Source organism: Enterocloster sp. OA13 (genome assembly GCF_022440595.1).
Lineage (GTDB): Bacteria > Bacillota > Clostridia > Lachnospirales > Lachnospiraceae > Enterocloster > Enterocloster hominis.
Genome location: NZ_JAKNTF010000001.1, coordinates 2,720,859 through 2,735,070, shown reverse-complemented (window position 1 = coordinate 2,735,070; position 14,212 = coordinate 2,720,859). Strand labels below are relative to the sequence as shown.

At 54.5% G+C, this 14,212-nt stretch carries 14 protein-coding genes and 1 pseudogene; 12 read left to right on the top strand and 3 right to left on the bottom strand.

Annotated elements, in window-relative coordinates; translation table 11 throughout:
- The first annotated feature begins 6 nt into the window (after positions 1-6).
- The 3 genes from MCJ35_RS12145 to MCJ35_RS12135 are packed head-to-tail and all read left to right on the top strand — an operon-like array spanning position 7 to position 4,156.
- Positions 7-657 (top strand): vitamin B12 dependent-methionine synthase activation domain-containing protein, encoded by a 651-nt coding sequence (locus MCJ35_RS12145; RefSeq protein WP_025486983.1) that lies wholly within the window; start codon positions 7-9, stop codon positions 655-657.
- A 38-nt stretch (positions 658-695) separates the two neighbouring features.
- The gene (locus tag MCJ35_RS12140; RefSeq protein ID WP_227795991.1) at positions 696-1,736 is read left to right on the top strand and encodes a threonine aldolase family protein; all 1,041 of its coding nucleotides are present in this window, start codon (positions 696-698) and stop codon (positions 1,734-1,736) included.
- A 2-nt stretch (positions 1,737-1,738) separates the two neighbouring features.
- Positions 1,739-4,156 carry a homocysteine S-methyltransferase family protein gene (locus tag MCJ35_RS12135; RefSeq protein ID WP_240299499.1) on the top strand — a complete coding sequence of 806 codons (2,418 nt, stop codon included), beginning with the start codon at positions 1,739-1,741 and terminating at the stop codon, positions 4,154-4,156.
- A 2-nt stretch (positions 4,157-4,158) separates the two neighbouring features.
- Here MCJ35_RS12135 and MCJ35_RS12130 read toward each other — a convergent pair whose 3' ends face one another.
- Positions 4,159-5,406 carry a diguanylate cyclase gene (locus MCJ35_RS12130; RefSeq protein ID WP_025486984.1) on the bottom strand — a complete coding sequence of 416 codons (1,248 nt, stop codon included), beginning with the start codon at positions 5,404-5,406 and terminating at the stop codon, positions 4,159-4,161.
- Between the two features lie 254 nt (positions 5,407-5,660).
- Between MCJ35_RS12130 and MCJ35_RS12125 the strand changes: the two genes are divergently transcribed.
- On the top strand, positions 5,661-5,969 hold the full coding sequence (locus MCJ35_RS12125) for a hypothetical protein (RefSeq protein WP_025486985.1): 309 nt from the start codon (positions 5,661-5,663) through the stop codon (positions 5,967-5,969).
- Positions 5,970-5,998: 29 nt separating this feature from the next.
- On the opposite strand, the gene MCJ35_RS32055 is transcribed toward MCJ35_RS12125, so the two are convergent.
- A complete protein-coding gene (locus tag MCJ35_RS32055) occupies positions 5,999-6,187 on the bottom strand; it encodes a DUF6783 domain-containing protein (protein WP_353656117.1) in 189 nt (62 codons plus the stop codon).
- Here MCJ35_RS32055 and MCJ35_RS32050 point away from each other — a divergent pair.
- Positions 6,098-6,292: pseudogene (locus MCJ35_RS32050) on the top strand (DUF6783 domain-containing protein); the annotation flags it as partial. The gene MCJ35_RS32055 and the pseudogene MCJ35_RS32050 sit on opposite strands and share 90 nt — an antisense overlap.
- A 59-nt stretch (positions 6,293-6,351) precedes the next feature.
- Positions 6,352-7,164 (top strand): DUF368 domain-containing protein, encoded by an 813-nt coding sequence (locus tag MCJ35_RS12120; protein WP_008716825.1) that lies wholly within the window; start codon positions 6,352-6,354, stop codon positions 7,162-7,164.
- A gap of 3 nt (positions 7,165-7,167) precedes the next feature.
- Here the strand turns inward: MCJ35_RS12120 and MCJ35_RS12115 are convergent, their stop codons facing one another.
- A complete protein-coding gene (locus tag MCJ35_RS12115) occupies positions 7,168-8,058 on the bottom strand; it encodes a DegV family protein (protein ID WP_025486988.1) in 891 nt (296 codons plus the stop codon).
- 1 nt (position 8,059) lies between these two features.
- On the opposite strand from MCJ35_RS12115, the gene MCJ35_RS12110 reads away from it, so the two are divergent.
- The 6 genes from MCJ35_RS12110 (at position 8,060) to MCJ35_RS12085 (ending at position 13,984) form a co-directional block, all read left to right on the top strand.
- Complete coding sequence (locus MCJ35_RS12110; protein ID WP_488473297.1) at positions 8,060-8,932, top strand: HAD family hydrolase; 873 nt, start codon at positions 8,060-8,062, stop codon at positions 8,930-8,932.
- Positions 8,919-10,094: a metal ABC transporter substrate-binding protein gene (locus MCJ35_RS12105; RefSeq protein ID WP_227795996.1), complete on the top strand. Its 1,176-nt coding sequence runs from the start codon at positions 8,919-8,921 to the stop codon at positions 10,092-10,094. Before MCJ35_RS12110 ends, MCJ35_RS12105 begins: the two co-directional genes overlap by 14 nt.
- Positions 10,095-10,126: 32 nt before the next feature.
- The gene (locus MCJ35_RS12100) at positions 10,127-10,915 is read left to right on the top strand and encodes a metal ABC transporter ATP-binding protein (protein ID WP_008716817.1); all 789 of its coding nucleotides are present in this window, start codon (positions 10,127-10,129) and stop codon (positions 10,913-10,915) included.
- Complete coding sequence (locus tag MCJ35_RS12095) at positions 10,912-11,733, top strand: metal ABC transporter permease (RefSeq protein ID WP_008716815.1); 822 nt, start codon at positions 10,912-10,914, stop codon at positions 11,731-11,733. The genes MCJ35_RS12100 and MCJ35_RS12095 overlap by 4 nt, the downstream gene beginning before the upstream one ends.
- A 191-nt stretch (positions 11,734-11,924) precedes the next feature.
- On the top strand, positions 11,925-13,292 hold the full coding sequence (locus MCJ35_RS12090) for a TrkH family potassium uptake protein (protein WP_025486991.1): 1,368 nt from the start codon (positions 11,925-11,927) through the stop codon (positions 13,290-13,292).
- Positions 13,293-13,327: 35 nt separating this feature from the next.
- Positions 13,328-13,984, top strand: a complete 657-nt coding sequence (locus MCJ35_RS12085; RefSeq protein WP_008716811.1) for a potassium channel family protein — start codon at positions 13,328-13,330, stop codon at positions 13,982-13,984.
- Positions 13,985-14,212 lie beyond the last annotated feature (228 nt).

The following is a 14,212-nucleotide window of genomic DNA, read 5'->3' as shown; positions in this document are numbered from 1 at the left end:
GATTGGATGGAGACACGGGATATTGACAGGGGGGAAGTACTGCGGTATCTGGGATATGGAAGGCATGAAGCGGATGAACGGGTGATGGAGCTGGTGGAACAGTGCATCGGGGAACTTGGCCGGGAAGCCAGGCCCCTGCATCTGTGCCGGGATTATCCCCTGGCCCTGGGGCAGGACGGCCTGGTGGATGCCGGGGTCTTCCTTACAAGGAGCAGGAACCTGGCAAGAAACCTGGCGGACTGCGGCAGGATCCTTGTATTCGCAGCCACCCTGGGCACGGGGGCGGACCATCTGATCGGGAAGTATAACCGTCTCCAGATGAGCAAGGCCGTTATCATGCAGGCCGCTGCCACTGCCATGATAGAGGAATACTGCGACCAGGTCTGCGCCGGCCTGAAGGCGGATTACGAGGCGGACGGCTGGTATCTGCGCCCAAGGTTCAGTCCGGGCTACGGAGATTTCCCGCTGGACTGCCAGAGCCGGCTGTTAGACTGTCTGGAGGCAGGCAAGCGCATCGGCATCAAGCTTACGGACAGCCTTCTCATGATGCCTTCCAAATCTGTCACGGCCGTGATGGGCGCCAGCAGGAAGCCGTACCGCTGTGATGTGAAGGGCTGCGAGGCATGTGGGAAGAAGGACTGCGCGTACAGGCGGTAGGGACCTGTACCATGAAAGGGAAAAGGAGAGGAAAGAAAATGATTCGTTTTAACTGCGATTACAGTGAGGGCGCCCATGAGCGCATCCTCAGGAAACTGATGGAGACAAACCTGGAACAGACGCCCGGATACGGGGAGGACCACTATTGTGAGGAGGCTGCCTCCATCATCCGGGGACTCTGTAAACGGGAAGATGCTGACGTGCACTTCCTGGTGGGCGGGACCCAGGCCAACATGACGGTGATTGCATCTGCCCTCAGGCCCCATCAGGGCGTTGTGGGCGCTGTGTCCGCCCATATTAATGTCCATGAGACAGGTTCCATTGAGGCAACCGGACACAAGGTCCTGGCCCTTGCGTCGGAGGATGGCAAGATAAGCGCCGGCCAGGTGGAGACGCTTTACCTGGAACACATCCACGACGAGAGCTTTGAACACATGGTACAGCCCAAGATGGTGTATATATCCAACCCTACGGAGCTGGGGACCATTTACACAAGGGCGGAGCTGGAAGCGCTTTACGGTGTGTGCAGGAAGTACGGGCTGTACCTGTTTGTGGACGGGGCGCGCCTGGCCTACGGCCTTATGGCCGAGGGCAATGACGTGGACCTTCCGGTGCTGGCTGCCAACTGCGATGTGTTTTATATCGGAGGCACCAAGGTGGGCGCCCTGTTCGGCGAGGCGGTGGTCATCCTGAACCAGGAGCTTAAGTCAGATTTCCGCTATCATATCAAGCAGAGAGGCGGAATGCTGGCCAAAGGACGCCTTCTGGGAATCCAGTTCTCAGAACTTCTAAGGGACGGGCTGTACATGGAGCTGGGCAGGCACGCGGACCGTCTGGCGGACAGGATCAGAAAGGCCTGTACGGATAAGGGATACCCGTTCCTGGTATACAATACCACGAACCAGGTATTCCCCATCATGCCGGACAAGGTGCTTAAGCAGTGGGAGGGAAGGTTCAGCTACACCCATCAGGGACGCGTGGATGACAGCCACACGGCCATACGCCTCTGCACCAGCTGGATTACCAGTGAGGAGCATGTGGACATCCTGGTACAGGATATATTAGCTTGCGAGGACTGACAATGAGAATATTAGAGGAAATGAAAGTGCGCCGCCTGTTCTGTGACGGCGGCATGGGAAGCCTGCTTCAGGCCCAGGGCCTTAAGGCAGGGGAACTGCCGGAGCTGTGGAACCTGACACACCCCGAGGTGCTCAGGGACATCCACAGACAGTACCTGGCGGCAGGGGCCGATATCATGACCACCAATACATTTGGGGCTAATGGGCTGAAGTACAGGGATAACCTGGAGGAAATCGTGGCAGCGGCAGTGGGCCATGCCAGGGCAGCGGTGGAGGAGGCAGGACACGGATATGTGGCGCTGGACCTGGGCCCCACGGGAAAGCTGCTGAAACCGCTGGGGGACCTGGAGTTTGAGGCAGCGGTCAGCCTTTATAAAGAGGTTGTCACCGCGGGTGCAAAGGCAGGCGCTGACCTTATCCTGATTGAGACCATGAGCGACAGCTATGAATTAAAGGCGGCTGTGCTGGCTGCAAAGGAAGCAGGCATAAGCCGGGAGGATGGGGAACCCCTTCCTGTGTTTGCAACGGTCATATACGATGAGAAGGGAAAACTTCTGACCGGGGGCAATGTGGAGTCCACCGTGGCCCTGCTGGAGGGACTGAGGGTGGATGCCCTGGGAATCAACTGCGGCCTTGGCCCTGTGCAGATGAAGGAAATCCTCAGGGACATCATGAAGGTGACCTCCCTTCCCGTGCTGGTGAACCCCAATGCGGGCCTCCCAAGAAGCGAGGAGGGCAGGACGGTCTATGATATTGATGAGAAGCAGTTTGCCCTTGCCATGGAGGAAATCGCTCAATTGGGGGCCGCCGTGGTGGGCGGATGCTGCGGTACCACCCCGGCGCACATACGGGAAACCGTTAAACGCTGCAGGGATATTCCTGTCCGCCTGCCAGAGCCTAAGAAGCGCACCGTCATTTCTTCCTATGCACAGGCAGTGGTAATCGGCGGGAAAACCGTAATCATCGGGGAACGCATCAATCCCACGGGTAAATCCAAGTTCAAACAGGCCCTGAGGGACCATGACCTGGAATACATCCTGAGGGAGGGCGTAAGCCAGCAGGATAATGGCGCGGATGTGCTGGATGTGAACGTGGGCCTGCCGGGGATTGACGAACCATCCATGATGGAGGAAGTGGTGAAGGAGCTTCAGAGCATCATAGACCTGCCGCTTCAGATTGACACGTCGGATATGGAAGCCATGGAGCGGGCCATGCGGGTATATAATGGAAAGCCCCTGATTAATTCGGTCAATGGCAAGGAAGAGGTCATGCACCAGGTATTCCCGCTGGTGGCAAAGTACGGCGGCGTGGTGGTGGGCCTGTGCCTGGATGAAGGCGGGATCCCGGAGACAGCCGGAGGACGGATTGAAGTGGGGCGCAAGATTATAGACACGGCCGCGTCCTATGGCATCGGGGCCGAGGATATCATACTGGACGGCCTCTGTATGACGGTAAGTTCAGACAGCAAAGGCGCCCTGACCACCCTGGACACGCTCCGCCGCATCCGGGATGAACTGGGAGGCAGATCCATCCTGGGAGTTTCCAACATTTCCTTCGGACTGCCTCAACGGGAAATCATCAACGCCGCATTCTTTACCATGGCCATGGAGGCGGGCTTAAACGCAGCCATCATCAATCCTAATTCGGAAGCCATGATGCGGGCATTCTACAGCTTCAATGCCCTTATGGACAGGGATGCCCAGTGCAGCCAGTACATCGGTGTATACAGCGGCCAGTCCGCCGGTCTGGGACAGACCATAGGAAAAGGCGGGACTGCCGCAGCAGGGGAAAGCACGGACTGCTCCCTGTCCGCGGCCATTGAGCGGGGGCTGAAGGATGCGGCCCATCAGGCGGTCACCGCGCTTTTGGAGGAAAAGGAACCCCTGGCAATCATCAATGACCAGATGATTCCGGCCCTGGACCGGGTGGGAAAGGGATTTGAGAAGGGAACCATCTTCCTCCCGCAGCTTCTCATGAGCGCGGAAGCGGCAAAAGCAGCCTTTGAGGTCATCAAGACAAAGATGGACGCCAAGGGCCAGGTACAGGAGAAAAAGGGAACCATCGTACTTGCAACGGTAAAAGGCGATATCCATGACATTGGCAAGAATATAGTGAAGGTACTGTTAGAGAACTACGGATATGAGGTGGTGGACCTGGGCAAGGACGTGCCTCCGGAGCGGATAGTGGAGGAAACCATGGGCAGGAAGGTTCAGCTTGTGGGACTCAGCGCCCTGATGACCACCACGGTCCCAAGCATGGAGGAGACCATCCGCAGGCTGAGGACAGCCGCGCCATGGGCCAGGGTCATGGTCGGAGGGGCGGTCCTTACGGAAGAATATGCCAGGACCATTGATGCGGACATGTACTGCCGGGACGCAATGGCTTCCGTCAACTATGCGGAGAGCATTTTTGTGAAATAATATCATGATTTGGGCAGCTCACATGATACGGCCATGCACCGGGTTACGGATACGGAACTTGGGACGGATTCCTTTTCGGGCGGCAGTTCCCGGAAGGACACCATGTTCTTGCCGTGATTCTTGGCGTAATACAGTTCATCGTCGGCTGCCTTTATCATGCCGTTATATGTCTCCATGGAGGAAGGGACCGCGCTGGAGACACCTACGCTGATGGTGACATAGGGAGCCGTGCGTCTGTCGGCGGCGGGCAGCTTCAGGTCGGCCACAGCCTGGCGGAGGCGGTCGGCAGCGTGGAGGGCGTCCTCGGGCTTAATCCCATACAGAAGGATCTGGAATTCCTCCCCGCCGAAACGGCAGATTAAATCCCTGCCCTGGTGGATGCGGGAAGCCAGGGCAGCAGCCACCTTTTTCAGGCATTCATCCCCGGCCATATGGCCGAAGGTGTCGTTGTACTGCTTGAAATAGTCGATGTCCACCATGATGACGGCGATGGGCACATAGAGCTGGATGGCAGCGGGAATCAGCTGTTCCAGCCGCACGGAAAAACCGCTGCGGTTAAGGACCTGGGTCAGGGGGTCGTTGTCAGCCCGGTCCTGGAGATATACCTGTTCGTCCCAGGCTTCCCTTAAAAGCCTCAGGTTGTTTCCTGTGATGCGGCAGCGCATCTGTGACAGGAACAGGCTGGTGAAGCTGTACAGGAACATGTTGGAGTACATGGATACAGGCGCTTTCTGGGCAACAAAAGAAGGAAGGGCCAGCGCACCGGTGGTGACAATGGCTGCCAGGGCTTCCTTGTACGTATAGATAGGGCCTGCCGCCAGGTAAATATAGAACAGGAGCACGCTTTCCGCACTCATCCTGCCCTTCAGGCAGAGGTAGTTCATGCAGAGACAGAACAGGCTGAACATGATGGTAAAGGAATAGGTGTGGCACTGGAGCAGCTTCCTGGTCCGCCCATTGCGCTCCAGTCCCAGCAGATAATCACAGTAAAATATATTAAAGCCCATGTACAGGAGGAATATGAGTATGGCGAAGCTGGTGGGGGAGATAAGACGGCTTCTTATGTCCACGGCCCAGTAGCTGATCAGGTTGCCCAGCTCCATGAGGATGAGCAGGATGGAAAAATTCAGTGTCTGGCTTATGTTCATGGTCTGGACGGTATCGAATATTTCCTGCGTATGGGCAAAGTGGCGGTCGGACCTGAGAAATGGAAATGATGTACTTACGTTTTTCTTGACGTTATTTAGCATAATGTAAAATCCCCTGTCATATAATAGTAACCGCCTGCAGCCTGCCTTGATACAGGGTCGGTTACATAATAGTAAAAATATATTCACGCAGTGGGACAAATATAACTAAAAATAAATCGAATCTTGTCTCCCATATTCTGGGAAATCCCCCAATTACTCCCTGACACAAGGAATCCTAATTGTGGTAATATAGTTTTGTAACAAAAAAGAAATACATTTGTAACATTTTAAAATGGGAAAGTGAGGACAAAACTATGTTACCAGTTTCAACCATGGCCGCAGCAGCCCTGTTGGGCAATGTATGCGGCACCAATATGGCAAATATGAATCAGTACAACGCAGCGCTCTATGACACCGCCAACTGCCCCCAGGCTGTCTGCTATCAGAACGGCGGACAGGAGCTGGATGCCATCTTAAGCCGTATGGGCGTAAGCGCAGGCGGTTCACAGTGCGGCCTGAATCCAGGCTGTGCGGGCGGTAACTGCACAGGCAGTACTTGCCAGGGCAGCGGCTGCAGCACCGGGTCCTGCAGCAACGGATTTTCCTACGGAATGGGATTCTAAACAGGACCATCCGTACATAACCATCATTCCTATATAATCATATTCCCTGAAAAAGCCCCAGGGTGTGTTTGAAAATTCATTCCCGCCATCTGCACGCCCCACTTCGCGGTATATTTGGTCCCAATTCGGTCAACGTAGCTCGCTACGCCTCCCTCATCGGGACCAAATCTCCCACGAAGTGGGACGCACAGCTGACGGAAAGCAATTTTCAAACACACCCTGGAACCTATATGTTCCGGGGCTTTTTGCGGTCTGCGGCGCAGACAGTTTGGAAAAGCAGCAATAAGAGGGCATTTTCAGGCATAATATATACAGAAAATTAATTCCCATTTTGTATTCAATAGGGTACAATGGACCAGATAACGGAAAAAGGAGCTTGAGAATGGATAGGGATAATCTGATTACGATATTAAAAGGAATGTGGATTGGCGGCACCATGACCGTGCCGGGCGTCAGCGGCGGTTCTATGGCAATGATACTGGGGGTCTATGACCGGCTGATTTCCTCGGTCAGTTCATTTTTCAGGAATCCGGGAAAGAGCATGTCCTTCCTGGTGCGTTTCGTCCTGGGGGCGGGAGTGGGTATGGTGCTGTTTTCCAGGTTCATAAGCTTCCTGTTCACCACCAGGGCAGATGTACCCCTCCGCTTCTTCTTCCTGGGGGCAGTGGCCGGGGGCGTGCCCATGATATACAGGGAGGCCGGTATCAGGAGGATCAGCCTTGGAGCGGTTGCCTATCCTATTATAGGAATCCTTGGGGTGGTCATCCTGGCCCTGCTCCCGGCCGGGCTGTTTGCACCGGACGGAAGCTTTGGCCCCGGCGCTGTCCTGATCCAGCTTGCAGGCGGCGTGATCATCGCGGTGGGCCTGGTGCTTCCGGGAATCAGCGTGTCCCAGATGTTATATATGCTGGGAATCTATGAGGGCATCATAAAGAACATAAGCACCCTGAACATCCTGCCCCTGATTCCACTTGGCGCAGGCGTGCTGGGCGGCATATTCCTTACGGCCAAGGTGCTGGAAGGGCTGATGCAGCGCCATCCCCAGCCCACCTACCTCATCATCCTGGGCTTTATGTTCGGTTCCCTTCCCGAACTGTTTCCAGGCATACCCCAGGGCATTGATATTGTGTACGGCGTGATTGCCGCAGCCCTGGGATTCGCGGCCCTGTATGTCATGGCCGGGAAGGAAGGGTAAGACTTAATCCGTCCTCTTATCGCCCCAGAAGAATATACCTACTGTGCCGGGACCTGTGTGGGAGCCGATTACGGTTCCTATTTCCGCCAGGAACGGCTTCTGGTCCAGATTGGGAAAGTTCTCCTCAATCAGGGATGCCACGGCCGCGGCGTCCTCGGGGCAGGAGGAGTGGCAGATAAAACATCTGCCGGAATATCCGGTGCCGTCCAAGGCATGGAGCTTCATCCGTTCGGCCAGTTCTCTTATTACCTTCTTCCTGCCCCGGAATTTGTCCCGGGGAATCAGTTTTCCCTCATGATTGATATTCATCAGCGGACATATGTTCAGCATGTTGCCGAAAAAGGCCGCGGAGGCCGATATCCTGCCGCCTCTCCTCAGGTGGCTTAAGTCGGTTGTGAAGAACCATCCGTGCAGCTGTAACTTATGTTCTTTGATCCAGGAAACCAGTTCTTCATAATCCGCTCCGGCCTGCATCCTCTCCCAGGCCGTATCCAGCAAAAGACCGTATCCCACGGAAGCTGTCAGGGAGTCGATTATCTCGATGCGGCGTTCAGGATAGCGCTCCAACATCTCGTCCCTGGCAATGACAGCAGAATTATAGGTTCCGGATATACCGGTGGACAGGGTCAGGTGGATGATATCCTTTCCTTCTTTTAATATTGGCTCAAACATGGCCTCATACTGTTCGGGATTCACCTGGGACGTGGTGGGCATGGCGCCGTCACGGATTTTTTGATAAAATTCCTCAAGTGAAATGGATTTGCCTAAATCATCATCATATTCTTTATCTTCCATCCTGAAATGGAAGCAGGCATAAGGGATTCCCCGTTCTGCCAGGTAGTGCTTGGGCATGTCTGCAGTGGAACAACAGGTTATTACATAAGGGTTACTCATAATGTGCTCCTTTAAATTTGTAAACTGCTGGTGTGTTTGTTATGGGAAAAGTATAGCATGGGGACGGATGGGTGTCAAATGCATGCCCGCGGGCAGACCTGTATATGGGTGGTACTGGTCAAACAGAGGGAATTGTGCTATGATGTACTTTGTGTTGAAAACCGGAGTATATGAATGGAAAGGGATGGAAACCATAATGTATAAATGCTGTATTTTTGATTTGGACGGGACACTTGTTAATTCCATATATGCAATCCAGAGGTCTGTGAACCTGTCCCTGGAGAAGTGGGGGATGAGGCAGGTTTCAGTGGATGAGTGCCGTGTTTTCGTGGGCGATGGATATAAGAAGCTGCTGGAGCGCGCCCTGGAGGCCTGCGGGGACAGTAAGCTTGAACATTACGGGGAGGCAGTGAATCTGTATCCGGAGATTTTCAAAGGGTGCTGTATGTACCGTGTAAAGGCGTATGACGGAATCATGGAACTGCTGGATTTCCTGAAGGAGAACCATATAAAAACAGCGGTGTTGTCCAACAAGCCCCATCCAAGGACCCTGGACAATGTGGAGGGCGTATTCGGAAAGGGCAGGTTCGACCTGGTCTATGGGGAGCGCGAGGACAAGGGAATCAGGAAAAAACCGTCCCCGGACGGCGTGTGGGCGCTGATGGAGGAACTGGGGGTGGACCGGGAAGAGGTGCTGTATCTGGGGGACACCAATACGGACATGCGCACTGGTAAGAACGCCCAGGTGGATACGGTGGGCGTCACATGGGGCTTCAGGGACAGGGAAGAGCTGGAGGCATTTAACCCGGAACTGATAGCGGACCATCCCGTGGATGTGGTGCGGTATATAAAGGATGTGAATGGAATTGAATAGGGAAAAGAATACGAAACTAAAAAGGATGGCCTGGCTGATGGCGCTGCTTGTGACAGCCGGGACCATCCTTGGCGCGTGGGGGTGCGGCGCCAGGCCGGGGACAGGGCCTGGGGGCGGCAGCCATGGGGGTGAGGTCCGGGATGGGGCGGATGACCGTCTGTGCGTTGTCACCACGATTTTCCCCTATTATGATTTTGTGCGCCAGATTGCAGGGGACAGGGTGAAGCTGAAGCTGATTGTCCCGGCCGGGATGGACAGCCATTCCTTTGAGCCCACGCCTGCGGACATGATTGCCATGCAGGAGGCGGACGTGCTGGTGCTCAACGGCGGGGAGATGGAACACTGGGTCGGACAGGTGCTGGATTCACTGGATACCAGCCATATGAAGATACTCACCATGATGGATTACGTGGACGCGGTGGAGGAGGAGCATGTGGAGGGCATGGAGGATGCCCATGAGCATGGGGAAGACGCCCACGTACATGGGGGAAATGCCCATGAACCTGGTGAAGACGCCCACGGACACATGGAAGACGGCCATGGATACATGGAAGACACTAGTGCTTACGGGGACCATGAAGGCGTGCCGGAACTGCATGCATACGATGACAGGGACGGGCATGAGATGGATATTGAATATGATGAGCATATCTGGACCTCACCTGTGAACGCCCAGGCCATTGTAAGGATCATCAGCCAGACCCTGATGGAAGCCGCCCCAGAGGACAGCGGCCGGTTCAAGGCCAATGCGGATGCCTACATTGAGGAGCTGAAGGACCTGGACGGACGGTTCAGGCAGGTGGTGGCGCAGGGAAGGAACCATATGATCGTGGTTGCGGACAAGTTCCCGTTCCGGTACTTTGCGGACGAGTACGGGCTTTCCTACAGGGCCGCATTTTCCGGCTGCAGCACGGATACGGAGCCAAGCGCCAAAACCATCGCCTACCTGATTGACAAGGTGAAGGAGGAACAGATCCACGGGGTGTATTACCTGGAGCTGTCCAGCCACCGCACGGCGGAAATCATCAGCGAGGAGACCGGGGCGGTTCCGCTCCTTCTCCATTCCTGCCATAATGTGACAAGGAAACAGTTTGACGAAGGGGTTACCTACCTTCAGCTGATGAACCAGAATGTGGAGAACCTTAGGAAGGGCCTTGAGTAGTATTGGCAGCAATGAAAAAGATGAGGTATGAGATGACACCTTTAATTAAATGTGAACATGTTGATTTTGGATACGATAACCAGGACGCGGTGGTGGATGTGGACATGGAGGTCAACCCTGGCGATTACCTGTGTATCGTTGGGGAAAATGGTTCAGGCAAGAGTACGCTCATGAAGGGCCTTCTTGGCCTTTTAAAGCCCACGGCAGGGAGGCTGACGGTATCCGATGAGCTGAAGGGTTCGGGAATCGGATACCTGCCCCAGCAGACGGCTGCCCAGAAGGATTTTCCGGCCACGGTGCTGGAGGTAGTGTTAAGCGGATGCCTCAGCAGGCGGGGGTGGAAACCCTTTTATTCCAGGGTTGAAAAGGAGATTGCAGGAACGAACATGGAGAAGCTGGGCATCACCCCCCTTAAGGATTTATGCTACCGTGAACTGTCAGGTGGACAGCAGCAGAGGGTGCTGATTGCCAGGGCCTTGTGTGCCACCACACAGCTGCTGATCCTGGATGAACCCATTACAGGCCTGGATCCGATGGCAATCCAGGAATTCTATGCCATGCTCCGGCGCCTGAACCGGGAAGACGGGGTGGCCATCCTGATGGTTTCCCATGATTTGAGGAATGCGGTGGAGGAGGCCAACAAAATCCTTCATTTACAGAAGCGGGTCATGTTCTACGGACCTGCCCATGACTATATGAACAGCAAGGCGGCAGGCCATTTCTTCCATGAGAAGGAACAGGGCCGGTGCAAGCCCACGGCAGGCTGCCATGTGCCAAAGCTCCACGTACATCCGGCTGAGAAGAAGGAGGAGAGACAATGAATATCATCGGCGAAATGTTATCATACCCCTTCCTTGTAAGGGCGCTTGTGGGCGGGATGCTGGTATCCCTGTGCGCCTCGCTCCTGGGGGTAAGCCTGGTGTTAAAACGGTATTCCATGATTGGGGACGGGCTTTCCCATGTATCCTTCGGAGCGTTATCCGTTGCCCTGGCCATGGGCTGGTCCCCGCTGAAGGTATCCATCCCGGTGGTGGTCCTGGCGGCATTTTTCCTGCTGAGGATTACGGAGAACAGCAGGATAAAAAGCGATGCGGCCATTGCGCTGATATCTGCCAGCGCACTGGCCATCGGCATCATAGTCACCTCCCTGACCACGGGGCTGACCACGGATGTGAGCAGTTATATGTTCGGCAGCATCCTGGCCATGAGCCGTGAGGATGTGGCGCTGTCCGCCGTGCTGTCGGTGGTGGTGCTTATCCTGTTCCTGGTGTGCTACAATAAGATATTCGCAGTTACATTTGACGAGAATTTTGCAAAGGCAACCGGGGTCAATGTGGGCTTCTATAATGTGGTGATTGCCGTGCTCACGGCAGTGACCATCGTGCTGGGCATGCGCATGATGGGCGCCATGCTGATTTCCAGCCTGATTATCTTCCCATGCCTTTCCTCCATGCGGGTGTTTAAAAGCTTTGGCAGTGTTGTGGTGTCCGCGGGTATATTGTCCGTCCTATGCTTTATAATAGGAATGACGGCCTCCTATCAGTTCTCAACGCCGGCCGGGGCCAGCGTGGTGGTGGTAAACCTCCTGGTGTTCATCCTGTTCATGGCATGGCAGTCCTTAGGGCGGCTCCGGACGTGAGGCAGGAGGATTGGACTGCACGATTCAGCCGGACATTTCCGGGAATTTAGCCGGACCGGCCATTTGCAGGTAGACATACCGTGAAACAAGTGATACAATGCAGTTCGTGGGAAGGATTTCCATAAAAATGCCCCTGGGATTTGGGATGTCAATCTGTGCCATATTCCGCAAAAGGGTTAAGTGAGGGGAACATGAAAGAGAAGCTGTATGATTTTAAACAGAAGCATTTAAAAAAACATATATCACAGACACAATTCATTGCATATGGATTCTTCCTGATAATCATGACAGGAACCCTGCTGCTGATGCTGCCGGTATCCAGCAGGGACGGACAGGGCGAGCCGTTCCTCAACTGCCTGTTTACGGCTACCAGCGCCACCTGCGTGACCGGGCTGGTGGTGGCGGACACCTGGACCCAGTGGAGCCTGTTTGGACAGGCGCTTTTGCTGATCATGATCCAGCTGGGCGGGCTGGGCTTCATCAGTATCGGTATATTCCTCTCCATTGTGCTGAGGCGCAAAATCGGGTTAAAGGAACGGGGACTTATGGAAGAGAGCGTCAACACGCTGCAGATTGGCGGCATGGTGAAGCTGGCAAAACGGATCATCATAGGAACTGCGATTTTTGAGGGGGCGGGCGCCATCATATTGTCCCTCCGTTTCATTCCGCAGTACGGACTGTTCCGCGGCACCTGGTATGGCATATTCCATTCCATATCCGCGTTCTGTAATGCAGGATTTGATCTGATGGGACATACGGAGCAGTACAGCTCCCTGTGCTCCTATGCAGGGGACTGGGTGGTGATTGGGACCATTTCCACCCTGATAATCATCGGCGGTATCGGATTCATTGTGTGGGACGACCTGTACAGGAAACGGTGGGATGTCCGCCATTACCTGCTCCACACCAAGATAGTGCTGGTCACCACGGCAGTGCTGCTGGCAGGTGGGACCATCCTGTTTTATCTGATGGAGCGGGACAACATCCTGGTGGGGATGAACGGTTCGCAGAAGTTCCTAGCCTGCTTTTTCAGCGCGGTGACGCCAAGGACAGCCGGATTCAACAATGTGGACACGGCGGCCCTGACAGACGGGAGCAAGTTCCTGTCGGCCATGCTGATGTTCATTGGCGGCAGCCCCGGCTCCACGGCAGGAGGCATCAAGACCACCACGCTGGCCGTGCTGCTTCTGTATGTCCATTCCAATATCCGCCAGACCTATGGCGTGGAGATATTCGGCAGGAGGCTTCAGGATGAATCCATCCGCCAGTCAGCCTGTATCCTGACCATCAACCTGAGCCTGATGCTCACGGCAACCATCCTGATCATGGTGTTCCAGAACCTGCCTATGTCAGATGTGTTTTTTGAGACGTGTTCGGCCATCGGCACATCCGGCATGAGTACGGGCGTGACCAGAAGCCTGAATCCGCTTTCGAGGATTGTAATCATTATCCTGATGTACTGCGGACGTATCGGCAGCCTGTCCTTTGCGCTTGCATTCACCAGGTCCAGCCGCAAGCCTCATGTGCAGCTGCCGGCTGAGAGGATTACCATTGGATAAAAGGGTCTAAGAAAAAAGAGAGGGGTATCTTATACATGAAATCAATTCTTGTAATCGGAATCGGAAGGTTTGGACAGCACCTGTGTGAGAATCTGGCAAAGCATGACAATCAGATCATGGCAGTGGATATATCGGAAGAAAAGCTGGAGCCTATCCTTCCCTATGTGGTCAGCGCCAAGATTGGCGACTGCACCAATGAGGCTGTATTAAAAAGCCTTGGGGTGGGGAATTTTGATATCTGCTTCATCTGCATTGGCAATAACTTCCAGAACAGCCTGGAGGTTACCAGCATGATTAAGGAGATGGGGGCCAAGTACGTTGTCAGCAAGGCCAACCGCAACATCCATGCGCGTCTTCTGTTAAAGAACGGGGCGGACCAGGTGGTCTATCCGGACCGGGACGTGGCAGAGAAGGCAGCGGTGCGCTACAGCGGCAACAATGTGTTTGACTATACGGAGCTGGCTGACGGCATTTCCATTTTTGAGATCCGTCCCCTGGATTCCTGGGTAGGGAAGTCCATCAAGGACCTGAATATCCGCCGGGTATACGGCATTTCCATCATTGCCCTTAAAAATAAGGGTGGGCATATGAAATTCATGCCAGGCGCGGATTATGTCGTAGAGAGCGATATCCACCTGATGGTAATCGGCAACCAGGAGGATGCGGAGAAGATTGTGAAGAAGCTGAGCTAAGCAGCGAGGAGATGGTAAAGGTTTTCCATTCCTGGCAAAAAGAAACAATATGAGCGGAATTAATATGAGCGGAAATGCCTGCGGCACACGCCGGACCGGGACGCCCCCTTAAGGTGGCGGGACCGGCGGGGTGGGCCGCAGGTATTATTTTTTGGAGGGAAGTGCTGTGATAAGCGTACTGTGATAAACATACTATGATAAGCGTTTTGTGAAAATTTCCATTTTAAG

What these genes read in the sequence shown, in the direction of transcription:
- MCJ35_RS12145 (WP_025486983.1), top strand. Translation starts at nt 7, where the DNA reads ATGGAGACACGGGATATTGACAGGGGGGAAGTACTGCGGTATCTGGGA.
- MCJ35_RS12140 (WP_227795991.1), top strand. Translation starts at nt 696, where the DNA reads ATGATTCGTTTTAACTGCGATTACAGTGAGGGCGCCCATGAGCGCATC.
- MCJ35_RS12135 (WP_240299499.1), top strand. Translation starts at nt 1,739, where the DNA reads ATGAGAATATTAGAGGAAATGAAAGTGCGCCGCCTGTTCTGTGACGGC.
- MCJ35_RS12130 (WP_025486984.1), bottom strand. Translation starts at nt 5,406, where the DNA reads ATGCTAAATAACGTCAAGAAAAACGTAAGTACATCATTTCCATTTCTC.
- MCJ35_RS12125 (WP_025486985.1), top strand. Translation starts at nt 5,661, where the DNA reads ATGTTACCAGTTTCAACCATGGCCGCAGCAGCCCTGTTGGGCAATGTA.
- MCJ35_RS12120 (WP_008716825.1), top strand. Translation starts at nt 6,352, where the DNA reads ATGGATAGGGATAATCTGATTACGATATTAAAAGGAATGTGGATTGGC.
- MCJ35_RS12115 (WP_025486988.1), bottom strand. Translation starts at nt 8,058, where the DNA reads ATGAGTAACCCTTATGTAATAACCTGTTGTTCCACTGCAGACATGCCC.
- MCJ35_RS12110 (WP_488473297.1), top strand. Translation starts at nt 8,060, where the DNA reads ATGTGCTCCTTTAAATTTGTAAACTGCTGGTGTGTTTGTTATGGGAAA.
- MCJ35_RS12105 (WP_227795996.1), top strand. Translation starts at nt 8,919, where the DNA reads ATGGAATTGAATAGGGAAAAGAATACGAAACTAAAAAGGATGGCCTGG.
- MCJ35_RS12100 (WP_008716817.1), top strand. Translation starts at nt 10,127, where the DNA reads ATGACACCTTTAATTAAATGTGAACATGTTGATTTTGGATACGATAAC.
- MCJ35_RS12095 (WP_008716815.1), top strand. Translation starts at nt 10,912, where the DNA reads ATGAATATCATCGGCGAAATGTTATCATACCCCTTCCTTGTAAGGGCG.
- MCJ35_RS12090 (WP_025486991.1), top strand. Translation starts at nt 11,925, where the DNA reads ATGAAAGAGAAGCTGTATGATTTTAAACAGAAGCATTTAAAAAAACAT.
- MCJ35_RS12085 (WP_008716811.1), top strand. Translation starts at nt 13,328, where the DNA reads ATGAAATCAATTCTTGTAATCGGAATCGGAAGGTTTGGACAGCACCTG.